We start from the raw sequence: 23,715 nt of genomic DNA, 5'->3' as shown, positions 1-23,715 counted from the left end.
CGCGATCAGCGGACGTACGTGAGGCCGTCCGAGATGACCGTGGGGCGGCCGCTCGTGCCGGCCACGACGACCGAGACGGTGTGGGCCTTCCTGGTCAGCGAGCGCACCCAAAGCGTCTGGCGGTGCGTCGTCTTGGCCGCCCTGGTGTCGACCGTGGCCACCTTCACCCCGTCGACGTAGACGGACGCGACGCCGGTGGCCGGGGTGCGGGTGAAGGTCAGCGCGGCCGACGTGCCGGTGAACGTGTACGCCAGCTTGGCGTTCCGGGCCGACGCGGCCAGTGCCCGGCCGCCCAGGTAGCTCGACGCGACCCGGGCCGACCACGCACCGGTCTTCTTGGCCGCGGTCTCGGGCAGCTGGGTCACCGTACGGGAAACGCTCTTGCTGCCGACGTTGCCGGCCCAGTCACGCGCCTCCACCGTGTACTGCAGCGCGGCGCCCGGCTTGACCGTGGGATACCAGACCGTCGAGGCCGCACCCAGCGGCACCACGGCCGGCGCGGTGGCCCGCTGGCTGAACACCTTGACGTTGTCGGTGGTCCTGAACGTCACCGTGGCCGGCACGGACGTGGCCGAGGAGGTGCCCGTACGCAACGTGACCGTCGGGCCGGCCGCCACGATCGGCGCGGTGCGGTCACCGACCACCTTGATCGACGGGGTGACGTCGGCGGCGCCGGTGGTGTGCACGACGCGGACCGCGAAGGTGTTCGCCCCGGCCGGGACGTCGATGTCGGTGGCGCGCTCGGTGCCGCCGGTGATCGTCTTGACGACCTGGTTGTTGCGCAGGATGTCGAAGCGGGCGATGCCGGCCGGGTCGCCGCCGACGGACCAGGACAGCCGGGCTGTGGTGCGCACGTAGTAGCTGCCGGTCGCGCCGACCAGCGGCCCGCCGGTCAGCCCGGTGAGCTTCAGGTCGGGCATCAGGGCGCGGGCCCGCATGACGGTCATGAACGGGTACATCGCGTTGCCGGGGCAGGCCGTCTGGTCGGCGTCCCGGTGCCCGGCCATGCGCGGCAGGGTCTTGCCGCCCAGCTCCGCCGTTCCCGAGGCGTCGGACCCGTACGCCGCCAGCCGGGCCGCCGCGATCTGGGCGATCCGGGTCAGCGCGATCTGGGTCGGCTTGATCGTGGTGTAGTCGCCGAGCAGCGCGACGCCCGCCGAGCCGGTGTTGAACCCGGCCACGTGCGCGCCCACGACGGCCTTGGTGACACTGCCCTTGCGGCCCTCGAAGACCGTGCCGCAGGAGTCGACCACGAAGTTGTAGCCGATGTCGTCGAAGCCCTCGTTGACGTCGTTGGCCATGATGCTGCGGATCTGCGAGGCGGACTGGGCGCAGGGCACCGCCTTGAACCCGCTGTGGTGCACGAAGACAACCTTGACGCCGTCGGGGGCGACTGTCGCGGGCGCCTTGACCAGCGACTCGTCGGCGCCCCAGCCGGCCCGGGAGACCACGGCGGGCATGGCCGCCGGCTTGACCAGCGCAGGCTGGGCGGGCTTGGTCGTCGCCGCGGGCGTCGGGGTGGCTTTGGTGGCCTCGGGGGTCGGGGGCGGCGCGGTCGTGCTCCCGGTGGCCGGCGCGGGAGCCGGGCCCTGGCTGGGCGGCGGGGACGGGTTGGGCGTCATCGCCGCGCCGCCGCCGGTTCCGCCCCGGGTGACCGCCGCGTCGGGATCGATCAGGTTGAGCCGCAGGCCCGCGGGCAGCGGCTTGACACCGGCCCCGACGAGCCGGGCGGCCACGCCGTCGGAGGGCCCGGCCCACAGCGGCTCGGTGCGGCCGCGCACCTTCGCCACCTCGCCGGACTGGTCGGCGGCGGCCTCGGCGACGGCCAGGGACTGCCAGCCGCTCCACCCGCCGGACGCGGCGTCGCGGGTGCGCACCTGCACCGTACCGACCGGCTTGTCCTTCGGGTTCTGCCAGCTGACGCTGAGCATGCTGAACCGTTCGGTGGCGCGCTGGGGCAGGCTCGGCGCGGACAGGCCGATCTCCTTGATGCTGGTGCGCACGGCCGGCGCCTGGGCCTGCGCGGCCGGGGCCGGTGCCGCGGCCGGGGCCGCGGGGACCGCGGCGATCGTGGCCGGCAGCGCCGCCGGAACGGCTTCGCCGGGCCAGTTCAGCACGGCGATCCCGCCGCCCGCCGCGAGCACCGCCACGGCGGCGCCCACCCCTATCACCAGTCGACGTCCCACGCTGCTCCCCCGTTGATCTATCGAGAACCGCGCGTGAGGGTATCGAAGAGGTGCTCAGTCCGCTGTCCCGAACCAGGGGCGGCAGGAAGCGAATCCGGTCACTTCCACCTCCGCGCCCGGCCAGTCGGCGGCTTTCAACCGGAAATGCTGCAGTTCGACCACGTCGCCGCCGGTGTCGACGATGTGGCTGACCCCGTTCTCGGTGTAGCCCACGCGGCGGGACACCCCGAGCGAGGCGGCGTTCGTGACCGTGGCCGAGGTGATCGCGGCGGCCGCGCCCAGCTCGCCGAACGCGAACTGCAGCATCGCCGTACGCATGGCCACGCCCACGCCTTGACCGCGGGCCGGGGGCACCAGCCACGACGCCGAATCGACCGTACGCAGGACCGGGAAGTTCTCGCCCTCCAGCGTCTGCACGCCCACGGCTTCGCCGCCCCGTTCGACCACGAAGTGCAGCACCCAGGACGCCGGATCCCACGTGCCCAGCGACCTCCAGTAGCCCTGGCAGAACAGCCGGCGCTCGTTCTCGGCGAAACTCTGCGAATCGAACAACGTCAGCCGCGGGTCGTGCCCGACGTCGTCCGGCAGCACCGCGGCCAGGTGCGGCAGGTCGGCCTCGCGCATCGGCCGCAGCACCACGTCACGGAAGGCCAGCCGGAGCCCGAACAGGGGCCAGAACTCGTTCACCCCTGCTCTATAGCGGCCCGGCCGGCCTTCGCGCACGCGAATTACTCCGAACCCAGGGCCGCCACCGGGCTCACCTTGGCCGCGCGGCGGGCGGGCAGCACCCCGGCCAGCGCGGTCATCGCGACGAGGACGAGGAACACGATCGCCAGCTGCCCGTACGGCATCGAGAAGGGCGCGTTCAGGCCGAGTGCCTTGACGGCCAGCCAGGCGTACGGGATTCCCAGGGCCAGCCCGACCACGGCGCCGATCGCCCCGTAGAGCGCGGACTCCGTCGTCAGCATCGTGCGCAGGCCGCTCCGCGAGAGGCCGACCGCGCGCAGCACCCCGGATTCGCGGACCCGCTCGACCACCGACAGCGCGGTCGTCGTGCCCACCCCGACCACCGCGATGATCACGGTCAGCCCGACCAGGCCGACCGCGATGATCAGCAGCATGGTGACGTTGTCGTTGAGCTGGTCACGCTGATCGGCCAGCACGTCGACCCGCCACTTGCCGCCCGCCGCGACCTGCGCGTCCTGGATCGCCCGGTTGCCGTTGGTGCGCCCGGTCTCGCCGGCCGCCTTGGCGTTGGCCAGCACCCCCGAGAACGTGGCCGGGGCGCCCAGCTTGGTCAGGTCGGCCGGGTCGACCACGGCCGAGGCGTGCAGCGGCGCGTCCCCGGCGAACTGAGCCACCACCGTCAGGCTGACGGTGCGCCGGCCCGCCGACAGCTGGATCTGGTCGCCGACCTTCTTGCCGCTGTTGCCGGCGCCGAAACCGGAGAGCACCACCTTGCCCGGGCCCAGGTCGGCCAGCGAACCCGCGGTGAGATCGAGCTTCTCCAGTTCGGGCAGCGCCGACATCTTGAGGTCGGTCACGGCCAAGCCGTCGGTCGCGCCCAGCTTGACCTCCATCCGCCGGTACGGGGTGACGTCGGTGAGCTCGTCGCGCTGCTTGAGCTGCTCGGCCAGCGCCACCGGGACCCGGGCCTCGTCGACGCCGAGCATCTCGTAGTCGGCGGGCACCGACGCGGCCAGCTCACGGTCGGCCAGTTCCCGCAGCGACGCCCCGCCGACCAGCGTGCCCGCGATCAGCGTGACCCCGAGCGCGACCACGACCGAGACGGCGGCGGCCCGGCGCGGGGCGGCGCCCACTCCCCCGGCGGCCAGCCGGCCCACCGGGCTCGACCGGCGCAGCGGCCAGCCGATCAGCGCGAGCACCGGCCGCACCAGCACCGGGCCCAGCGTGACGAGCGCGAAGAAGGCCAGCGCGCCCGAGGCGACCAGCGCGAACAGCATGGGCTGGGCCCGGTAGTCCTCGTCGTCGCGGCCGGGCAGGTTCGTGACGATGTAGGCGGCCGTGAGCACGGCCCCCAGGACGAGCACGATGCCGGTGGCCCAGCGCAGCTTGCCGATGTCGCGGCGGGCGCCGGTGGTGCCGGAGCCGCGCAGGGCCTCCAGCGGCGACACCCGCGACGCCGAGACGGCCGGGGCGAGCACGGCCACGACCGTCAGGAAGACGGCGAGCAGCACGGTGAGCAGCGCGGCCGGGACCGGGAAGCCGGGCGAGGAGATGTTCTTGCCGAACCAGCCCGCCACGACCGGGAGCAGATGACCCGCGCCGAGCGCGATCAGCACGCCCGTCAGACCCGTGGCCAGGCCGGTCAGGGCACCCTCGACGGCCAGGGCCCGGACGATGGGGCCGCGGCCTGCGCCGACCGCCCGCAGCAGCGCCAGCTGGCGCATCCGCTGGGCGAACACGATGCGGAACGTGGACGTGGCGACCAGGCCCGCGGCCACCACGGCGATCGCGACGAACATGGCGATCACCGCGAAGATCGTGTTGACCTCTTCCGCGGCCGCCTCGGCCTCCTCGTGCCGCACGGTGGCGCCGTCCTGCACCTGGGGCCGCTCCTCCGACGGGATCTTGGACTTCGCGAGGACCGCGCCGACCTGGTCGATCACCGTGGTCGCGTCGGCGCCGGGGGCCAGGCGCATCTCGATCCGGTTGAGGAAGTCGTAGCCGCCCAGCTTCAGGAGCGCGCTCGTGGGTGCGTACGCCTGGAAGCCGTAGTCGTCGCGGACCTGCACCACGCCCACCACCGTGAGCTTGGACGGCGCCAGGGGTTTGCCGTCCTCGTCGTAGCGGATCTGCGCGTTCACGGTGCTGCCGGGTTTGATGCCCATCCGCTCGACCGTGCGCGGGGTGACCGCGATCTCGCCCGGCCGGGACGGATAGCGCCCCTCGCTCACCGTGGCCATGGCCAGCGGGCCGGTGCCGGGGTCGCCGAGCAGGGCCAGATACTCGCCGCCGACCTGGGTGCCGTTCTCGACGCGGCCGACCGCCTCCTCGACGCCGGGGATCTTGCTGACGGCGGCCAGCTCGGCCGAGGTGACAGTGCCGTTCTGCACGACCACGCCGGCCGCCTCGGGGGTGCCGCTGAGGCCGTTGAGCACGCTGCGCTCGGTGATCTGCTGCGCGAGCACCGTGGCGTACACGACGAACGAGACGACCAGCACGGCCAGACCGGTCAGCAGCAGGCGGGACGGGCGGCGGGCGACGCCGCGGAGCTGGGTGCGCAGCACACTCATCGTGCGACCGCCAGGCTCTGCAGGGCGTCGGTGACCGAGGCGATGTCGGGGCGGTCGATCTCGCCCGCGACCCGGCCGTCGGCCAGCAGCACGACCCGGTCCGCGTACGCGGCGGCGCCCGGGTCGTGGGTCACCATGACGATCGTCTGCCCCAGTTCCCGGACGGAGTTGCGCAGGAACAGCAGCACCTCGGCGCCGGAGCGGGAATCCAGGTTGCCGGTGGGCTCGTCGGCGAACACGACCTCGGGCCGCGACATCAACGCCCGGGCCAGGGCCACACGCTGCTGCTGGCCGCCCGACAGTTCGCCCGGGCGGTGGTCGAGGCGGGCCCCGATGCCCAGCGTCTCGGTCAGGTGGGCGTACAGGTGGGGGTCGGGTTTACGGCCGGACAGCTCGAGCGGCAGCGTGATGTTCTGCGCCGCGGTCAGCTGCGGCAGCAGGTTGAACGCCTGGAACACGAACCCGATCCGCTCGCGGCGCACCTTGGTCAGCACCTTGTCGCTCTGCTTGGTCAGGTCGGTGCCGCCCAGCAGGGCCTGCCCCGAGGTGGCCGTGTCCAGCCCGGCCAGGCAGTGCATCAGGGTGGACTTGCCCGACCCGGACGGCCCCATGATCGCGGTGAACTGGGCCCGGGCGAACCCGACGGTCACACCGTCGAGCGCCCGCACCGCGGTGTCGCCGCTGCCGTAGACCTTGACCAGATCCACGGCGGCGACCGCGGCCAACGTGTCCACGCTCTGCGTCAGCATTCTCTGTCTCCCACTCGGGTCGTTTCCGTCGTGGCAGATCATGGGCGCAGCCGGTCGGTCGGCACATCGGCCGCGGGCCAGGCTCGTAACCGGCGGTGGATCTGTCTTTCGGCCGATGGGCCACCCCGCACCAGCGCATACGCTGGGTGACGATGCAGAACAACTCGAACCGGATGGTGCTGCGCCGCATCGCCCAGCTGGCCGCGCTGGGCGCGATGGCGCTGCTCGGCATCTTCGACGTCGCCCAGGGCCTGCTGCGCGACTCCGAACTGCTGGGCCTGATCAGGGTTCTCCTCGCGATCGCGGCGGCCGCGGTCTGGCTGCCGGTGCACCGGCCCCGCTCGACCCGGCTGCCCAAGACGGCCATGGCCGTGGGCGGCGTCTCGCTGCTGGCCACCCTGGCCTCGGGGGCGCTGGCGGCGTCGGACGGCGGGTACGGCACGAGCTGGGGTCTCGCCGAGTCGGCGGCGCTGCTGGGCGTCTGCTACGTGGTGGCCCGGCACTCCACCGCCGGTCTGGGGTTCACCGCGCTCATCGTGGTCGGGGCCGCGGTCAGCTTCATGCCGTTGCGGGCCGGGCAGGACGCCGCGTACGTCATCTTCGGCCTGATCCAGGCTCTGGCCGCCGCGGCCGCCATCGGGCTCGGGATCTACCTGCGCATCATCGAGAGCTCCCGGCAGCGGGCGTTCGACGCCGTACGGGCCGAGCAGCGCGCCGAGTTCGCGCGGGACCTGCACGACTTCATCGCCCACCACGTGACCGGCATCGTCGTCCAGGCCCAGGGCGCGAAATTCATCGCCGAGCAGGACCCGCAACGGGTTCTGCAGGCCCTCGACCAGATCGAACAGGCCGGGGCCGAGACCATGGCGTCGATGCGGCGCATGGTGGGCGTGCTGCGCGACCCCGAGTCGAAGCCCGACGCGCCGCTGGCCCCCGTGGCCGGGGTGCACGACCTCGGCACGCTGATCGAACAGTTCAACGCGGCGGGCAGCATCAAAGCCCGGATGCACCTGGACGGCGCGCTCGACGGGCTGCCCGTCGAACTTTCCACCTCGGCCTACCGGGTGGTGATGGAGGCGCTGACCAACGTGCGCCAGCACGCCCCCGCCGCCGGCGCCGCCGACATCTGGATCCGGCGTACGCCCGAGTGGCTGCTGGTGCGGGTGGCCAACGACGGCGTGGTTCCGGCCCGCACGCCCGCGCCGCGTGATCGTCCGGGGTACGGTCTCGTGGGCCTGACCGAACGGGTCCGCGCGGTCGGCGGCCGCATCTCGGCCATGCCCGGCATCGAGGGCGGCTGGGTCGTCGACGCCGCGTTCCCGATCGACCCGAGGACGAGCTCATGATCCGCGTACTGATCGCCGACGACCAGGCCATGGTCCGTACGGGCTTCGGCATGATCATCGGCGCGCAGCCCGACATGGAGGTCGTCGGCGAGGCCAGCGACGGGGTCGAAGCCGTGGCCATGGCCCGCAAACTCAAGCCGGACGTGGCCCTGCTCGACATCCGCATGCCCAAGATGGACGGCCTGGAAGCGCTGCGCCTGCTCTCCGGCCCCGGCGTCACCGACCCCGTCAAAGTGGTCGTGGTAACCACCTTCGACCTGGACGAGTACGTCCATCAGGCCCTCCGCAACGGCGCGGCCGGCTTCCTGCTGAAGGACTCGGGCCCGGCCCTGCTGGTCGAGGCGGTCCGGGCCGCCGTCTCGGGCGACGCCCTGATCAGCCCCTCCATCACCGTGCGCCTGCTCGAACACCTCTCACCCCCCGCCCCCACCAACGACGACGGCGGCCTGTCCCCGCGCGAGCTGGACGTGGTGCGGCTGGCCGCCAAGGGGCTGACGAACGCCGAGATCGCGTCCCAGCTGTTCATCTCGATCGGCACCGTGAAGACCCACGTGGGCAGCGTCATGACGAAGATCAACGCCCGCAACCGGGTGGAGATCGCCGCCTGGGCCTGGGAACGCCGCCTCCTCGGCTGACCCCGGAGGTTCCCACGCTGCTGCTCCAGCATGCGCAAGGGTTCCACGGCCGCAGTAAGCCCTGGCGGCCGTGCGGCATGATCGGCGGCGTGCGGGGACTGCGATGGATCGGTGCGTTGCTGGCTGTGCCGCTGATGGCCGCGTGCACGGAGCCGTGGCGGGCGCCCGGTGCGCTGATGCCGTCGGCTTCACCGGCAACCAGTGTCCCGGTCCCGCCGACGGTCGTTCCGGGTCAGGCGGTGGCGGTCGAGGCGGTGTCCGCGTGTTCGGTGATCGGCCTGCTCGTCACGGCGGAGCGCGGGGAGGCGGCGATGGGCTACCGGGAGATGGTGCTCACCGTTCGCAACTGCGGCTCCAAGCCGTACGTGGTGAAGGGACGGCCGGAAATCGTCGTGCTCGACGAGGACGGGCGGCCGTTGCGGATCGACGTCGTGCCGAGCGTGCACTGGACCGCGGCCCCCGGAGAGAAGGTGCTGAAGCCGGGCACCAGCGCGATCTCCGTGCTGTCCTGGCGTAACACCGTCACCGACGTCGGCGGCGGGTCGGACACCGGGGAGTCGCTGGCGGTGGCCGTGTCGGCGGGGAGGACCCGCCAGTTCGTGTCGCTGCCGTCGTCGCTCGACCTGGGCAACACCCGGCGGCTCGAGGCCGGGGCCTGGTTCTGACGGTCAGGGCGCGGAGCGGCGGCGGCGCACGGCGAGGACGCCCAGGCCCACGCCGATCAGGGCCGGGGCGGCGATCAGCAGCGCAGCGTCGAGCCGGCTGTTGAGATCGGGTTCCAGGTAGGCCTCGTCGAGCACCAGGGTGTTCAGAAGCCAGCCGCTGACCAGCACGAAGGCGACGGCCAGGACGGCCAGGGCCCGCTGCCCGGCGACCCGGACAGCCCAGACAGCCGCGGCGGCCAGGGCGACGACAACGACGAGGTGCCAGCTCTGCAGTTCCATGATCAGCGAGACTAGACCAGTAGCGCTCGCTCGCGGCGTGGCGCTCAGGTGCCGGCCGGAACGGCCGAACGGGGTGAAGACCACTCCGTGCGACGTTGATGAGGTGAGTCATGGGTGCGGAAGCCGGCCCGGGGACCGTCACGCTGCCCGCGACGGGCACCCCGCTCTTTCTGGTCGCGTCGGAGGGCACGAGTCTGCCCTCCCGGCTGGAATCGGCCGACGGTGACACGTTCAGCGCCGATCGCCCACCGGGAATCAGCGGTCCGCTCGAGGCGGGTCAGGAACTCGACGTCTTCTGGGCCACGCCGCACTCCCGCGTCGTGCTGACGTGCCGGATCCTGGACGTGGAGGACCCGTCGCGCTGGCGGTTCCAGCCCGTCGGCCCGGCCCGGCCGGACAATCGCCGCCAGTTCGTGCGGGGCGGGGCCGGAGCGGCCGTTCAGCTGAGGCGCGGTGCGGACGGCGCGACCGCGGCCGCGGCGCTGCTGGACATCAGCGAGAGCGGACTCCGGTGCTGGATCGATCCGGCCCTGTCGTTCGCGCCGGGCGACCGGCTGCGGGCCACCCTGTGGCTGGGCACCGGCGAGGTCGAGCTCGACAGCGAGGTGCACGCCGTCCGGGAGGCCCGGGCCGGTGACGTGGGCCGGCACCTGATCCTCACCTTCACCGCCGACCCGGAGCAGGCCCACCTGATCCGCCAGTACGTGACGGCGTGGGAGATCGGCGAACGCCGCCGGACGGTCAGAGAGTGATCCAGTAGCGCTTGACCGTGTGCGCGCCGGCCGTACGGGTGTCCTCGTGGACGCCGCCGTGGGACTCGATCACGCGGGCCGAGGCCACGTTGGCCGGGTTGCAGCTGATCAGCACGCGGTCCAGGCCCATCGCCCGGGCCGTGTCCAGAGTCTGCGTCAGCGCCCACGAGGCCAGACCCCGGCGGCGGGCCGAGGGACGGATGCCGTAGCCGATGTGCCCGCCCGCCTCGAACAGCATCGTGTTGAGCGTGTGCCGCAGCGCGATCGACCCCAGGTATGCGTCGTCCTCGACGATCCAGCGGTAGGTGCAGTGCACCCAGCCGGGCACGGGCGGGATCGCCGGGTCGGCCTGGGCGTGCAGGTCGGCCACCCAGGTCGCGAAGCCGTGCGCGGAGTCGACGTCGTCGGTTTCCCGTACGCCGTGGCCGTCCATGTGGGCCCCGGGCGGCCACTCGTCGCGGGCCGCGAGCCAGGACTCGTGCAGGGTGACGGTGGGCGGGATCAGCACGGGCATGCCGTGCACCCTATGCGGCCATCCTCAGCAGCGTCTGGATCTGGGCCTGGCGGCGCTGGGTGACGGTCTCGCCCATCGTGCGCGCGGGCGGGTAGGCACCGCCGGTCGCGCCCATGCGGGCGGTCTCGACACAGTTGCCGAGGTGACCCAGGAGCAAACTGACCGCCGTACGGTCGAAGGTCGTGCCCGTGGCCGCTTTGAGCTCGCCGACGTCGGACTCCCGCAGGCTGTGCAGGTCGCCGTGGCCCGCGTGGGCGCCGGCGGACGGGTTCGCCTCCCGTGGCTGCTGCCAGCCGACGAGCCAGCGTTGCATCGGGCCGGACTCCTCGCGCCACTGGGTGAGCAGTTCGGTGGCCAGGGTGCGCAGGCGCGGGTCGGTGGCGCGCTGCCCGGCCAGTTCGGCGACCGGTGCGCCTTCGTCGATCTGGGTCAGCGCCATCTGCAGGAACATCACGTCGGTGGCGTTGAAGGCGGGGGCCGGGGTCTCCGGCTGCGCGGTGCAGCCGGAGACCAGGACCGTTACGGCCAGAACGGCCGCAGCTAGGCGGCGGCCCACAGCGCGGGCACGTTCGGCGGTTCCCAGCCGGTCAGCGACGTGTGCGCCTGGCGGCAGGTGTACGAGCGGCCGTTGTAGGTGACCGTGTTGCCCGGCGAGTAGGCCACTCCGGCGCGCCAGGTGCCGCTCGCGGGCGGGTTGGTCGGCGGCGTCGTCGGGGGCGTCGTGGGCGGGTTGGTCGGCGGAGTCGTCGGGGGCGTGGTGGGCGGGTTGCCACCGCCGCCGCCGATGTTCACGTCGACGCACGAGTAGAAGGCCATCGCGGTGTCGGCGACGTTCCACCGGGCCAGCACCGTCTGCCGGCCGCTGAAGCCGGCCATGTTCACCGTGTGCGACTTGGTGGCGCCGGGCTGCGCGCCGCCGTCGTTGAACGTGGCCAGCTTGGTGTTGCCGATGAAGTATTCCCAGGTGGTGGTCGAGTGCCGGGCCGTCAGCACCCAGTTGAAGGTGACCGTCTGCCCGACGGACGCGGCGGGCCAGTTGCGGCTGTTGTCGTTGAGCACGGCGAACCGGCTGCCGCCGCCGTTGCACTGCATCGAGCCCTTGGCCGCCTCGACACTCTGCGGCTCGTAGACGATGTCGCCGCAGTTGGCCACGGCGCCGCTCGCGCAGTTGGCCTGGCGGCTGGGCGGGGACGAGATGTAGCCGTGGGCCGAGGCCGGGGAGACCCCCACGGTCAGGGCGGCCGCGGTCGCGGCGACGGTCAGGGCGGGCAAGGTGAAGCTGCGTCTCATGACGAACTCCTCACGGGGAACCGGCGTACCGGGTGGGGGCCCGGCACCAGGTATCGACCAACATAAGTTAAAGAGTGTTAACAGTAAAGGGGGCTAAGACTTTTCTTGATTTCGTGGGGAATACCGCCGATATGCCCCTGGTGCCAGACATCCATGACGTCCTCGACCGGCGTGCGGTGACCACGCTCTTCCAGCCACTGGTCGAGATCGCCTCCGGCCGTGTGCTGGGTTACGAGGCGCTCAGCCGCGGCCCCGCCCACAGCCCGTGGGAATCGCCGGCCACCCTGTTCGCGGCCGCCCGCGCCGCCGGGCGGGAGACCGAGCTCGATTGGATCTGCCGGGCCCGGGCGTACGAGGCCGCGCTCACGGCCGGGCTCGACCCGGCGCTGAGCTGGTTCGTCAACATGGAGCCGGCCGCCGCGCGCACCGCCTGCCCGGCCGACCTGGCCCCCGTCGTCGCCTACGCCCGGCACCACCTGCGCGTCGTGACCGAGATGACCGAGCGGGCCATCGCCGTCGACCCCTCGGGCCTGCTCACCGCCGCGGCGGCGTGCCGGACGGCCGGCTGGGGCGTGGCGCTCGACGACGTCGGCGCCGACCCCATGTCGCTGGCCCTCATGCCGTTCGTGCACCCCGACGTGATCAAGCTCGACATGGCGCTGCTGCGGGCGCCGGGCGACCCGCACACCGCCCGGGTCGTGGCCGCGGTCGCCGCCTACGCGGAGACGAGCGGCGCGGTCGTGCTGGCCGAGGGCATCGAGACCGAGGAGCACCTGGCCGTGGCCCGGACGATGGGCGCGACCGTCGGGCAAGGCTGGCACTTCGGGCGTCCGGCCCCGCTGACCGGGCCGACCGGGCCGAGCGCCTCCCTTCCGCTGATCACGCCGCCCCGCGCCGACCCGCGCACCCCGTTCGGCATCGTGGGAGACCGGCGGCCCCTGGCCCGGACGACCAAGGCTCAGCTCATGCCGATGAGCCGCCACCTCGAGGCCCTGGCCGCCGACGGGGGCGAACCCTCGGTTCTGCTCGCCTGTTTCCAGGACGCCCGTCACTTCACGCCGGCCACCGAACGCCGCTTCGCCCGGATCGCGACCAGCAGTCCGCTGGTGGCCGCGTTCGGTACCGGACTCACCGACGAGCCGGCACCGGGCGTGCGTGGCGCCTGCCTGGGCGACGACGACTCGCTGCGCGGCGAATGGAACGTGATCGTGGTCGGCCCGCACCGGGCGGCCGCGCTGGTGGCGCGGGACCTGGGCGACGACGGGCCCCAGGGCGAGCGGCGGTTCGACTTCGCCCTCACGCACGACCGCGCCCTGGTGGTGGAGGCCGCCCGGTCACTGCTGCGCTGGCTCGCCCCCGTGCGCACGCCGGAACTGCTGGTGGGTTGAGAACCAGCGCACGGCGGCGAACCACAGCAGGGCCAGGAGCACCGCGTTCAGCACCAGCGACGGGTCGGAGTCGGCGCCGGCGATCGGCTCGTTGCCGGCCAGGGCCGTGAACGGGCGCGCCGCCTGCAGCAGCAGCACGAACAGAACCACGACGGTGATCGGCAACGCCACCACGGTCGCGATCAGCGCACCGCGGCCCGCCCCGGGCCGGCGCCACAGCACGATCCCGGTCGCGGCCGGCACGAGCAGCGCGAACGGCAGCCACAGGGGCACGCCCGGCACGAGGGCCGGCGCCAGCAGCGCGACCACCCCGGCGGTGGCCCACCAGTGGTAGCGGGCGACCGTCAGGCAGAACGCGGCCGCCGCGGTCAGCAACGCGAAGGCGGCCAGGCGGGACGGGCCCAGCTGCGGCTCGGTGTCACTGGGCGACTCCAGCCGGGCGACGAAGCTCGCGGCGAACACGCAGGCCAGCGCGACCCACGTCAGCCCGCGGCGGCGGCCCGGCGGACGCCCGAACAACGCGACGACCGCGGTCAGGATCAGCCCGGCGCTCACCGTGACGGCCGTGCGGGTGGCGCCGCCGGGATCCATCCGGTCGAGCGCCAGGTCGGCGCAGAGCCACACCATGCCGACGGCGACCGCGGTGCCGCTACGCGTGACCGCCCACAGCGCGGCAGTCACGGCGAGGATCGCGCTCCACCGGATGTCCCGGGCCCAGTAGGAGTTGTTCTCGGCGACCTCCCAGTACACCGACCCGGGCTCGCAGAGCGGCTGCAGAACCGCCATCCCGTACGCCCACAGGGCCGCCCCCGCCCATGCCACGGCCCCGGCCACCACCCGCGCGCTCACCGCAGAAGCTTAGGCACGCCGATCGAGGAACTCGTAGACGTCCTGCTCGTCGACGCCCGGGAACGTGCCCGGAGGCAACGCCGCGAGCAGGTGGGAGTGCACACGGGCGCTGGGCCAGGCGTGGCCCGCCCAGCGGTCGACCAGCGCGGCGGGCGGGCGGCGGCAGCAGGCGGGGTCGGGGCAGCGGGAGACCGTACGGCGGGAGGTGTCTCCGCCGCGGAACCAGCGCGCGTGCTCGTACGGCGTGCCGACCGTGACCGAGAATTCGCCCGAGCGCGTCGACTCGATGTGGACGGTGCACCAGTACGTGCCGGCCGACGTGTCGGTGAACTGGTAGAACGACGAATACGGGTCGTCCGCCTGGAAGATCGTGCGGGACGCCCATTTGCGGCAGATCGGCTGGCCCTCGATGGCCCCGGTGACGTCGGCCGGGAAGCGCACCCCGTCGTTCTCGTACGCCTTGTAGACGATGCCGCTCTCGTGCACCCGAGTGAAGTGCACCGGGATCCCGAAGTGATGCGTGGCCAGATTCGTGAACCGGTGCGCCGCCGTCTCGTAGGACACCCCGAACGCGTCCCGGAAGTCGTCGATGGCCAGCGCCCGGTCGGCCTTGGCCTCGCGCAGGAACTCGACCGCGAAGTTCTCCGGCATGAGCAGCGCCGCCGCGAAGTAATTGGCCTCGACCCGCTGCCGCAGGAAGTCGCCGTAGCCGGCCGGCTCGGGGTGCCCGAGCACGAAGTGGCCCAGCGTCTGCAGCACCACCGCGCGCGGGTCGTGGCCCTTGCCGCTGGCCACCTGGGGCAGATAGATCTTCCGCCCGGCCAGGTCGGTCACCGAGCGCGTCGAGCCGGGCAGGTCGTTCACGTAGTGCAACGAGAAGCCCAGTTGCGCCGCGATGTCGAGGATGCCGCGCTGACTGAGCGGCCCGGTCGTGTGTCTCACCGAGCGCAGGACCCGCGCCGCGGCCTCCTCGATCTCGGGGAAGTAGTTGTCACGCTCGCGCATGTCGACCCGCAGCTGCGCGTTGGCCCGCCGCGCGACCTCGGGCGTGGCGCTCTGCTCGGTCAGCCGCCGGTTGAGTTCCCGGTGCAGCCCGACCAGCGCTTCGAGGGCGTCCGCGGGCAGACGGCGCCCACCTTTGACGACGGGCAGACCCAGGTTCCCGTACGCCGGTGACTGCTGAAAGTGGGCGAGGTCGATCTCCAGCCCGGCCCGGCGCGACGGCGCCTCGGGCCGCAGCAGATCCTGCAGGGGCACACCGAGCGCCCCCGCGATCGCCTGCAGCACCGACAGCTTGGGCTCGCGCTTGCCGTTCTCGATCAACGACAACTGCGACGGCGCCCGGCCGACGGCCTCGCTGAGCTGCTCGAGGGTCATGCCCTTGGCTTTGCGCTGGTGACGCAGGCGCTGGCCGAGGGTCACGAGGTCGACGGTAGGTGAATCGGTCACAAGTTTTGACGCTAGCAGAATTTTTTCGTTTCTTCTGCTCACAAACGCCTCCCTAGGGGGTTGCGGGGTGCGCGAAAGTCGAGTTCTTCCCAGAACGCGACAGGGTACGGAAGGGATAAAGCGATGACTGATCAGCTGACCGAAGTTCGGGGCGGTACCGCGGCGGACCTCACTCGGGCGTGGGCCGGCGATCCCCGGTGGCTCGGCATCAAGCGCAGCTACACCGCGCACGACGTGGTCAAGCTGCGCGGCACGGTCCAGGAGCGGCACACCCTGGCCGAGCGCGGCGCGCAGCGGCTGTGGGAGCTGCTGCAGAACGAGGACTACATCAACGCGCTGGGCGCGCTGACCGGCGGCCAGGCCACGCAGATGGTCCGGGCCGGACTCAAGGCCATCTACCTCAGCGGCTGGCAGGTCGCGGCCGACGCCAACCTGGCCGGCGCCACGTACCCCGACCAGTCGCTCTACCCGGCCAACTCGGTGCCCGCGGTCGTGCGCCGGATCAACAACGCGCTGATGCGGGCCGACCAGATCGACACCGCGAGCGGCAAGCACGAGCGGGACTGGTTCGCCCCCATCGTGGCCGACGCGGAGGCCGGGTTCGGCGGCCCGCTCAACGCGTTCGAGCTGATGAAGGCCATGATCGCGGCGGGCGCGGCCGGCGTGCACTGGGAGGACCAGCTGGCCAGCGAGAAGAAGTGCGGCCACCTGGGCGGCAAGGTGCTGATCCCGACCGCGCAGCACATCCGCACGCTGAACGCGGCCCGCCTGGCGGCCGACGTGCTGGGCGTGCCGTCGCTGGTCATCGCGCGGACCGACGCCCTGGCCGCGGACCTGCTGACCACCGACGTCGACGAGCGCGACCAGCCGTTCCTGACCGGCGACCGTACGGCGGAAGGCTTCTTCCGGGTGCGCAGCGGGCCCGAGGCGGCCATCGCGCGCGGGGTGGCGTACGCGGATTATGCCGACCTGCTGTGGGTCGAGACCGGAAAGCCGGACCTGGAGTTCGCCAAGACCTTCGCCGAGGCCGTGCACAAGGAGCACCCGGGCAAGATGCTCGCCTACAACTGCTCGCCCTCGTTCAACTGGAAGAAGAACCTGGACGACGCCGACATCGCCCGCTTCCAGAAGGAGCTCGGCGCGATGGGCTACAAGTTCCAGTTCGTGACGCTGGCCGGTTTCCACGCGCTCAACCACTCGATGTACGAGCTGGCCCGCGGCTACGCCGAGACCGGCATGACCGCCTACGTGAAGCTGCAGGAGGCCGAGTTCGCGGCCGAGCTCGACGGTTACACCGCCACCAAGCACCAGGCCGAGGTCGGCACGGGCTACTTCGACGCCGTGTCCACCGCGCTCAACCCGTCCTCCTCCACGACTGCCCTGGCGGGCTCGACCGAGACGGAGCAGTTCTGATGGGCCACGAGGAAATCACCATCACCGGTACGACTTCCGGCCGGTACGCCGACATCCTGACCCCGGCGGCGATCGAGTTCGTCGTGGCGCTCGACCGGGAGTTCGGCGCTCGCCGTGTCCAACTGCTGGAGCGTCGTCGGCGGCGGCGGACGACCCGTACCTCCTCGCTGGATTTCCTGGAGTCGACCGCTCACGTCCGCGACGACGCCACGTGGACCGTTGCCCCGCCGGCCCACGACCTGCTCGACCGGCGCGTGGAGATCACCGGGCCGCCCGAGCGCAAGATGACGATCAACGCGCTCAACTCCGGGGCCAAGGTGTGGATGGCCGACTTCGAGGACGCCACGTCGCCCACCTGGGAGAACGTGGTGCTCGGACAGGCCAACCTGCGCGACGCACTCGACGGCACGCTCGACTTCACCGACCCGTCGGGCAAGGAATACAAGGTCAACGGGTGGACGCCGACCATCATGGTCCGGCCGCGGGGCTGGCACCTGCCGGAATGCCACCTGCGGATCGGCGGCCGGGCGGTGTCGGCGGCACTGTTCGACTTCGGGCTCTACATGTTCCACTGCGCGCAGCGGCAGCTCGACCGCGGCAGCGGCCCCTACTTCTACCTGCCCAAACTCGAATCGCACCTCGAGGCGCGGCTGTGGAACGACGTGTTCGTCTTCGCGCAGGAGGCGCTGGGCATCCCTCGCGGCACGATCCGCGCGACGGTGCTCATCGAGACGATCACCGCGGCCTTCGAGATGGACGAGATCCTGTACGAACTGCGCGAACACTCGGCCGGCCTGAACGCGGGCCGCTGGGACTACCTGTTCAGCATGATCAAGAACCGGCCCGAGGTGGTGCTGCCCGAACGCTCGCAGGTGACGATGACCGCGCCGTTCATGCGGGCCTACACCGAATTGCTGGTGCGCACGTGTCACCGCCGCAACGCGCATGCGATCGGCGGAATGGCCGCGGTCGTGCCGTCGAAGGACCCGGTGGCCGCCAAACGCGCGCTCAACCAGGTGCGCCAGGACAAGCGGCGCGAAGTCGGCGACGGCTTCGACGGCTCCTGGGTGGCGCACCCGGGCCTGGTCGAGACGTGCCGCGACGTGTTCGACCAGTGGCTGGGCGAAGAACCCCACCAGATCGTGCGCAAGCGTGAGGACGTGCGGGTTACCGCGACCGAACTGCTCGACGTGCGGTCACCGGGCGTGCAGGTGACCGAGGTGGCGCTGCGCAACAACGTCAGCGTGGCGCTGCGCTACATCGCGGCCTGGCTCGACGGTCGCGGCGCGGTGGCGCTGGGCGGCCTGATGGAGGACGCGGCCACCGCGGAGATCTGCCGGGCCCAGCTGTGGCAGTGGATCCACGCGGCCACCCCGACCGACTACGGCGTGCCGGTCAACTCGGCCCTGGTCACCCGCATGCTGCGCGAGGAAGTGGACGTGCTCAGCGAGACGGGCGCGCTGGACGAGGACGCGGCCCGGCGTTTCGGGCAGGCCCGCACCCTGCTGACGGTGCTGCTGACCGAACGCACATGCCCCGAGTTCCTGACCCTGCCGGCCTACTTACGGCACCTGTCCGGCGGGTCAGCCACCCCGGTCCCCGATGAGGCGCCTGTCGCCGCCTGATCGTCCCGGGCCAGGGCGCGGTCCCGTGGGAAACGGGGCCGCGCCCTTCGGCTGCCCGCCCGTCGCGGTCCGCCCCTCTCCCCGCTGCAGCGTCTCCCGACCTGCCCCCACTCCCAGCCGCGCCGCCGCTCGGCCCCTCCTTCAGCCGTCGCGTCCGCCGCTCTACCCCTCTCAGCGGCCGCGTCCGTCGCTTCGCGCCTTCAGCCGCCGCCGTGCCCGTCGGCTCTACCACACGACGTCGGCGTCAGGAGGCTGTCCTCGACGCCGAGCCGCCGTGCCACACCGGCCAGCAGATCGGCCACCTGGATGCGCGGGTCGTCGCGGGAGTCGGCCATCACGAACCCGGCCAGCGGCGAAACCCCGTCGGCCCCGGCGAGCGCACGCTGCAACCGGGCCAGCCGATCCGCGGTGAGGGCGCTCTGCTCGTCATGCGTCACCAGCACCCGCCTCTCACCGTTCGCCGGCGCCACCCCGACCGGCGTCGGCGGCCGCGGCTCGTTCCCGCTCCCCGACAGCACCGCCCCGGCGTGCGGCGACCCGTCCCCGCTCCCCCACGGCCCGGTCCCGGCCCGCGCCGGCTCGTTTGCGCTCCACGACAGCACCGTCTCGGCCAGGGCCGGCAGCAGTGGTTCCAGCGGCGGCGGGATCTCGCGGTCGTCGTCATCGAGCCGGGCCGCCAACGCCCACACCCGGGCCGGCTCCACCTCGACGACCGGCGCCGCCGCGGCCAGGAAGCGCTGCACAGTCTCGCTCGCCGGGCGCCGCCGCTTGGTGCGCACAAGATCGGCGAACGCCGGCAACAAACCCGGACTTTCCCGTACGACCCGGGCCAGCGCGACGGCGGCCGGCCGCTGAGCTTGCGTGAGGCGCGTCCCCGCCGCGTACGAGGGCTCGTAAAGCAAGAAATCGACGATGCGCGTGACCAGGAAGAACCGCTTGTTGATCACATGGACGAGCGCCCGCCCGCGCAGGGCCTCCTGGAACCGGTCCTCGCGGCCGGCCCGCAGGAACTGCCCCGACTTCAGCTCCCGCGACGCCGAGCCGGCCCCCAGCCGTACGAGCAGGTCCGCGGCCTCCGCCGCGCTCAGGTCGACGCTCGCGTGCGTGATCGTCGGCATGCCGGGGTGCAGCAGGTTGGTCCCCGAGAAGCCGGACTCGTCACAGGCGATCCGCACGACCGGCCCGGCCACCGCCTCCGCCGGCAGCAGCCCACCCTGCAGTGGCGACCTCATGACGCCCATTGGATCGCGCTCACAACAGGATGTCGACGTGAACAGGGCCCAGCTCGAACGGGTCGTGCACGACGGCATCGTGACCGAGGTGTCCGCGACCGATCAGGTTCGGGCGACGGTGTTGCATCCCATGGCCGCCGCTAACCGACCATATCCGCCATTGCGCATCGCCGGCGCGCCGCAGCACTTCGCGCAGGGCGGCGCAGGTCTGGCCGACCCCGACGTCCGCGCAGCCGCCGTCTTCGGCTCGCTGAACAGGCGCGACACCAAGCCCGGGCCTCCCGTCCGTCGAAGATGGGCCATGAGGAGCGCGTGGAAGATTTTCGGGAGGTAGTCATCAATCTGGTCGCCGCCGCGATCGGTGCGGCCGTCACCTGGGTCGCGGCTCGTTTCCGGCGCCGGCGCCGAGAGCGACGGTCTCGCCGTTTCTGGGGCGGAATGGCAACTCGGGGCGTCACGGTCGTCATCAGCGCCCAAGACTCCAAAGCCTTGACGGGGTGGGAGACACCACGGCCCTGATCACCGTCCAAGAAGTGCTTCCGGTTGATTCGCTGGTTGCTGGGCCTACGGAACGGCGGGCGCCGCGAAGGCTCTGTCCGACCTGACCGGCTGTGACTAGGGGGCGGCAGGCAGAGCCAGCCGAGGGCGCACGGCGTACGGAGGCCCGGCCCGGGATCACTTGAGCTCGGTCAGCCCGCCCCCCACGACGTCGGCGGCGGCCAGGGCGGCTCGCATGGTCTCCTAGCCGGGTTCCAGGGGGCCGAGGCCGCCTGGGGGATTCTCGCTCAGGTAGCGGCGTTCCGGCTCCGGGATGCGGGCCGATCAGGTCGGGGTCGGCCGTGTAGAGGCCGCGGCCGTCGGCGTAGTTCGGGTCGATCATGACCAGGCGGCCGTCGGTGGATTTCATGACGTCGGCCGGGTTGGTGTCCCGCACAGGGGCAGCGTACGGAGACCGGTTGTGGAAAACGGGCATGCGCAACGTGAAACCGGGCATCGAATGACGGCGTGTACGCCTTGCAGCCGCCTCGGGGGGACCCGTGGCCATCAGAAGATTCCGCAAGCCGGTCGCCGGTGACCTGGACGTTCCAGTGGGATGCTGTGGGGGATCCCCGATCCACTGCCGGGAGGAAGAGCCACCATGCTGCCCCTCAACGCTGAGACCCTGCGTCATCTGCCCGACGGCCTCGCCGTCCCCTCGTACGATCGGGACGCGCTGAGCACCGGCATCGTCCACTTCGGGGTGGGTGGTTTCCACCGCGCCCATCAGGCGATGTATCTGGATCGGCTGATGAACGAGGGCAAGGCCCTGGACTGGGCGATCTGCGGGGTCGGGGTGATGCCGGGCGACCGGCGCATGCAGCAGGTGCTCGACGCCCAGGACGGGCTGTACACGCTGGTGGTCAAGGCGCCCGACGGCGCGTTGGAGGCGCGGGTCATCGGTTCGATCAAGGAGTACCTGTTCGCCCCGGACGACCCGGATGCCGTGATCGAGAAGATGGCGGCGCCGCAGGTGCGGATCGTCTCGTTGACGGTGACCGAGGGCGGGTACAACTTCAACGCGGTCACCGGCGAGTTCATGGCCGACAACAAGGACGTGCAGCACGACCTGGCCCTGCCGAACGAGCCCCGGACGACGTTCGGCCTGATCACGGCGGCCCTCGAGCGCCGGCGGGAGCGGGGTCTGCCGCCCTTCACGATCATGAGTTGCGACAACATCCAGGGCAACGGGGACGCGGCCCGGCGCAGCTTCGTCGCGTTCGCCTCGTTGCGCGGGGGCGACCTGGCCTCGTACATGGAAAGCAATGTGCACTTCCCGAACAGCATGGTCGACCGGATCACGCCGGTGACGACCGACGACGACCGGGCCGAGGTGGGCAAGCACTTCGGGGTCGAGGACGGCTGGCCGGTGGTGTGCGAGCCGTTCACCCAGTGGGCTCTGGAGGACAGCTTCGGCCACGGCCGCCCGCCCTGGGAGGACGCGGGCGTGCAGGTGGTGCCGGAGGTCGAGCCGTACGAGCTGATGAAGTTGCGGCTGCTCAACGCGTCGCACCAGGCGCTGTGCTACTTCGGCTACCTGTCGGGCTACCGGCTGGTGCACGACGTGGCCCGCGACCCGGTGTTCGCGAAGTTCCTGCTCACGTACATGGAGTCCGAGGCCGAGCCGACGCTGGAGCCGGTGCCCGGCATCGACCTGCACGAGTACCAGCACCAGCTGATCGACCGGTTCTCCAACGCACAGGTCAAGGACACGGTGGCCCGGCTCTGCGCGGAGAGCTCGGACCGCATCCCCAAGTGGCTGCTGCCGGTGATCCGGCACAACCTCGACTCGGGCGGCGACATCATCCTGTCCACGGCCGTGGTCGCCTCGTGGGCCCGCTACGACGAGGGCGTCGACGAGCAGGGCGAGCCGATCGAGATCGTCGACCGGCTGCGCGACAAGCTGCACGCGGCGGCCCAGCGGCAGCACGACAACCCGCTGGCCTTCATCGCGGATCGTGAGGTGTTCGGTGACCTGATCGACAGTGAGCGCTTCGTCTCGGCGTACCGGTCGGTCCTGTCGTCGCTGCACTCCCGCGGGGCCAAGGCCACGCTGGAAGCCCTGGTGTCAGGAAGCCTTTAGGCGTGCGCCGCGGAACCGGGCCGGCACTGCCCAGTCCACGGCCCGGTTCAGCACCTCCCGCGCCATGATCGCGACGCAGGTGCAGCCGTTGAGGAACGAGGCGGTCACGTCGCTCGGGTGGTGCATGCCGCGGTAGAGCCGGGCCGTGGCCACCGTGATCGGCACCAGCACGAGCAACCAGGCCAGCCGCTTGGCCCAGGTGCGGTGCAGCAGCGTGAACAGCAGGAAGGCGAGCCCGACGTAGAGCGCCACGGCGGCCGAGGTGTGGCCGGAGGGGAAGCTCGACGTGGGCGGCGAGTCGTCCATCCGGTGCACGGCCGGGCGATCACGGTTGATCACCATCGTGGTGAACAGGAAGACCAGGGCCTGCGCGCTGACGGCCAGGCAGAGGTAGAGCGGCTCGCGCCAGCGGCCCAGTTTCCAGCGCAGGATGGCCGCGGCCACCCCGGTCACGGCGATGATCACCGGGGTGCTGCCGATCAGGCTGGCGATCTCGCTGAGCACGTTCAGGGGCGCGGTGCGGTGGGCCTCGAACCCGCTGTTGATGTCGTCCTCGGTGGTGAACGGCCAAGCGTCGTTCACCACCCGGGTCACGAGCAGGCCGAGCCCGACCATCACTCCGAAGAGGACGGTCACGGGTAGCAGCAGGCGCTTGGCTACTTGCGCGACGATCGGGGGCATGGCGGCCCTGGTACCCGATCTCGGCTCAGCTTATGCCTGAGCGTCGATCAGTTTGCGGGATCCGGTTCGCCGGGCCACGAACGCGGCAGTCGTCGCGGCCACGACGGCCAGGCCGAACAGCCAGCCGCCGACCACGTCGCTGAGCCAGTGCACACCCAGGCCGATGCGGAACAGCCCGGTCAAGGCGGGCACGGCGATACCCGCGGCGACCAGCCAGCGCCGCCGGCGCCGCGGCACGAAGGACCACAACGCCATCACGATCACCGCCGCGCCCAGCGCGTTGTTGAGGGCGTGCCCTGACGGGAACGAATAGCCGACCGCGGTGGCCACCGGATCGAGGAACGACGGCCGCTGCCGCTCGAAGACCAGCTTGAGCAGCACCCCGAGCAGCCCGCCCGCGATCATCGTGATGGCCACCCAGTACGCCAGGGGCCGCGCCCCGCGCCGGACGAGCCAGATCACCAGCGCGAGGGCGGCCGCCCGCCACGTCCACGGGTCGAAGACCAGGCACCACCACCACATGAAGCTCGCCCAGGCGGGGTGGGCCAGCGAGAAGTCGTGCACGGGCGCACTGACGTCGTGGTCGAGGTCGTGCAGCCAGCCGACGTTGCCGACGATCAGCGCGGCGATCACGGCGAAGGGCACGACGAGCACGACGGCGCCGGCGGCGGCCACCGCCAGGCGCACCTCGAGGGCATGTTCCTGATCTCGCATCGGGTCCAGCTATACCCCGTTCATTAACCCCTGATGCACCGGTCGTTCACTTCTCCCGAAGCAGATCCGTA

General features: G+C 71.9%; 22 protein-coding genes. 9 read left to right on the top strand and 13 right to left on the bottom strand.

Going from position 1 to position 23,715, the window contains the following annotated elements:
* Positions 1 to 5: 5 nt before the first annotated feature.
* From BKA14_RS03875 to BKA14_RS03860, 4 genes are read right to left on the bottom strand one after another with little or no spacing between them, the layout of a single operon-like run.
* Positions 6 to 2,186 carry an N-acetylmuramoyl-L-alanine amidase gene (locus BKA14_RS03875; protein ID WP_184949557.1) on the bottom strand — a complete coding sequence of 727 codons (2,181 nt, stop codon included), beginning with the start codon at positions 2,184 to 2,186 and terminating at the stop codon, positions 6 to 8.
* Between the two features lie 54 nt (positions 2,187 to 2,240).
* Positions 2,241 to 2,873, bottom strand: coding sequence for a GNAT family N-acetyltransferase (locus BKA14_RS03870; protein ID WP_184949556.1), 633 nt, complete (start codon positions 2,871 to 2,873; stop codon positions 2,241 to 2,243).
* A 41-nt stretch (positions 2,874 to 2,914) separates the two neighbouring features.
* The gene (locus BKA14_RS03865) at positions 2,915 to 5,443 is read right to left on the bottom strand and encodes an ABC transporter permease (protein WP_184949555.1); all 2,529 of its coding nucleotides are present in this window, start codon (positions 5,441 to 5,443) and stop codon (positions 2,915 to 2,917) included.
* A complete protein-coding gene (locus tag BKA14_RS03860; RefSeq protein WP_203722039.1) occupies positions 5,440 to 6,192 on the bottom strand; it encodes an ABC transporter ATP-binding protein in 753 nt (250 codons plus the stop codon). Before BKA14_RS03860 ends, BKA14_RS03865 begins: the two co-directional genes overlap by 4 nt.
* 152 nt (positions 6,193 to 6,344) lie before the next feature.
* Here BKA14_RS03860 and BKA14_RS03855 point away from each other — a divergent pair, with 152 nt between their 5' ends.
* From BKA14_RS03855 to BKA14_RS03845, 3 genes are all read left to right on the top strand, one after another.
* The gene (locus BKA14_RS03855; protein WP_184949553.1) at positions 6,345 to 7,538 is read left to right on the top strand and encodes a sensor histidine kinase; all 1,194 of its coding nucleotides are present in this window, start codon (positions 6,345 to 6,347) and stop codon (positions 7,536 to 7,538) included.
* Positions 7,535 to 8,173, top strand: coding sequence for a response regulator (locus tag BKA14_RS03850; protein ID WP_184949552.1), 639 nt, complete (start codon positions 7,535 to 7,537; stop codon positions 8,171 to 8,173). The genes BKA14_RS03855 and BKA14_RS03850 overlap by 4 nt, the downstream gene beginning before the upstream one ends.
* A gap of 89 nt (positions 8,174 to 8,262) precedes the next feature.
* Entirely contained in the window at positions 8,263 to 8,838 is a 576-nt protein-coding gene (locus tag BKA14_RS03845; RefSeq protein ID WP_184949551.1) for a DUF4232 domain-containing protein, read from the top strand.
* A 3-nt stretch (positions 8,839 to 8,841) separates the two neighbouring features.
* Here BKA14_RS03845 and BKA14_RS03840 read toward each other — a convergent pair whose 3' ends face one another.
* The gene (locus BKA14_RS03840; RefSeq protein ID WP_184949550.1) at positions 8,842 to 9,117 is read right to left on the bottom strand and encodes a hypothetical protein; all 276 of its coding nucleotides are present in this window, start codon (positions 9,115 to 9,117) and stop codon (positions 8,842 to 8,844) included.
* Positions 9,118 to 9,227: 110 nt separating this feature from the next.
* On the opposite strand from BKA14_RS03840, the gene BKA14_RS03835 reads away from it, so the two are divergent.
* Entirely contained in the window at positions 9,228 to 9,869 is a 642-nt protein-coding gene (locus BKA14_RS03835) for a PilZ domain-containing protein (RefSeq protein ID WP_184949549.1), read from the top strand.
* Here BKA14_RS03835 and BKA14_RS03830 read toward each other — a convergent pair.
* The 3 genes from BKA14_RS03830 to BKA14_RS03820 are packed head-to-tail and all read right to left on the bottom strand — an operon-like array spanning position 9,859 to position 11,673.
* The gene (locus tag BKA14_RS03830; protein WP_184949548.1) at positions 9,859 to 10,383 is read right to left on the bottom strand and encodes a GNAT family N-acetyltransferase; all 525 of its coding nucleotides are present in this window, start codon (positions 10,381 to 10,383) and stop codon (positions 9,859 to 9,861) included. The genes BKA14_RS03835 and BKA14_RS03830 overlap by 11 nt on opposite strands.
* Before the next feature lie 10 nt (positions 10,384 to 10,393).
* A complete protein-coding gene (locus tag BKA14_RS03825; protein ID WP_239092510.1) occupies positions 10,394 to 10,939 on the bottom strand; it encodes a DUF305 domain-containing protein in 546 nt (181 codons plus the stop codon).
* Positions 10,924 to 11,673, bottom strand: coding sequence for a lytic polysaccharide monooxygenase (locus tag BKA14_RS03820; RefSeq protein ID WP_184949547.1), 750 nt, complete (start codon positions 11,671 to 11,673; stop codon positions 10,924 to 10,926). Before BKA14_RS03820 ends, BKA14_RS03825 begins: the two co-directional genes overlap by 16 nt.
* A gap of 140 nt (positions 11,674 to 11,813) precedes the next feature.
* Between BKA14_RS03820 and BKA14_RS03815 the strand changes: the two genes are divergently transcribed.
* A complete protein-coding gene (locus tag BKA14_RS03815) occupies positions 11,814 to 13,061 on the top strand; it encodes a sensor domain-containing phosphodiesterase (protein ID WP_184949546.1) in 1,248 nt (415 codons plus the stop codon).
* Here the strand turns inward: BKA14_RS03815 and BKA14_RS03810 are convergent.
* Together BKA14_RS03810 and BKA14_RS03805 are read right to left on the bottom strand one after the other, a co-directional pair.
* Positions 13,008 to 13,910, bottom strand: a complete 903-nt coding sequence (locus tag BKA14_RS03810; protein WP_184949545.1) for a hypothetical protein — start codon at positions 13,908 to 13,910, stop codon at positions 13,008 to 13,010. The two genes, BKA14_RS03815 and BKA14_RS03810, sit on opposite strands and share 54 nt — an antisense overlap.
* 9 nt (positions 13,911 to 13,919) lie before the next feature.
* Positions 13,920 to 15,359, bottom strand: coding sequence for a helix-turn-helix transcriptional regulator (locus BKA14_RS03805; RefSeq protein ID WP_184949544.1), 1,440 nt, complete (start codon positions 15,357 to 15,359; stop codon positions 13,920 to 13,922).
* Between the two features lie 123 nt (positions 15,360 to 15,482).
* Here BKA14_RS03805 and aceA point away from each other — a divergent pair, with 123 nt between their 5' ends.
* Both aceA and aceB read left to right on the top strand, forming a co-directional pair.
* Positions 15,483 to 16,772, top strand: a complete 1,290-nt coding sequence (gene aceA / locus BKA14_RS03800; RefSeq protein ID WP_184949543.1) for an isocitrate lyase — start codon at positions 15,483 to 15,485, stop codon at positions 16,770 to 16,772.
* Complete coding sequence (gene aceB / locus BKA14_RS03795; RefSeq protein WP_184949542.1) at positions 16,772 to 18,397, top strand: malate synthase A; 1,626 nt, start codon at positions 16,772 to 16,774, stop codon at positions 18,395 to 18,397. Before aceA ends, aceB begins: the two co-directional genes overlap by 1 nt.
* 200 nt (positions 18,398 to 18,597) lie before the next feature.
* On the opposite strand, the gene BKA14_RS03790 is transcribed toward aceB, so the two are convergent.
* The gene (locus tag BKA14_RS03790) at positions 18,598 to 19,629 is read right to left on the bottom strand and encodes a hypothetical protein (RefSeq protein WP_184949541.1); all 1,032 of its coding nucleotides are present in this window, start codon (positions 19,627 to 19,629) and stop codon (positions 18,598 to 18,600) included.
* A 37-nt stretch (positions 19,630 to 19,666) separates the two neighbouring features.
* On the opposite strand from BKA14_RS03790, the gene BKA14_RS03785 reads away from it, so the two are divergent.
* Positions 19,667 to 19,963, top strand: coding sequence for a hypothetical protein (locus BKA14_RS03785; RefSeq protein WP_184949540.1), 297 nt, complete (start codon positions 19,667 to 19,669; stop codon positions 19,961 to 19,963).
* A gap of 804 nt (positions 19,964 to 20,767) precedes the next feature.
* On the top strand, positions 20,768 to 22,249 hold the full coding sequence (locus BKA14_RS03780) for a mannitol dehydrogenase family protein (RefSeq protein ID WP_184949539.1): 1,482 nt from the start codon (positions 20,768 to 20,770) through the stop codon (positions 22,247 to 22,249).
* Here the strand turns inward: BKA14_RS03780 and BKA14_RS03775 are convergent.
* Both BKA14_RS03775 and BKA14_RS03770 read right to left on the bottom strand, forming a co-directional pair.
* The gene (locus BKA14_RS03775) at positions 22,235 to 22,930 is read right to left on the bottom strand and encodes a phosphatase PAP2 family protein (RefSeq protein ID WP_184949538.1); all 696 of its coding nucleotides are present in this window, start codon (positions 22,928 to 22,930) and stop codon (positions 22,235 to 22,237) included. The genes BKA14_RS03780 and BKA14_RS03775 overlap by 15 nt on opposite strands.
* Before the next feature lie 30 nt (positions 22,931 to 22,960).
* The gene (locus tag BKA14_RS03770; protein WP_184949537.1) at positions 22,961 to 23,644 is read right to left on the bottom strand and encodes a phosphatase PAP2 family protein; all 684 of its coding nucleotides are present in this window, start codon (positions 23,642 to 23,644) and stop codon (positions 22,961 to 22,963) included.
* Between the last annotated feature and the right edge of the window lie 71 nt (positions 23,645 to 23,715).

The organism is Paractinoplanes abujensis (genome assembly GCF_014204895.1).
Lineage (GTDB): Bacteria > Actinomycetota > Actinomycetes > Mycobacteriales > Micromonosporaceae > Actinoplanes > Actinoplanes abujensis.
This window is presented reverse-complemented; position numbering and strand designations above follow the sequence as displayed.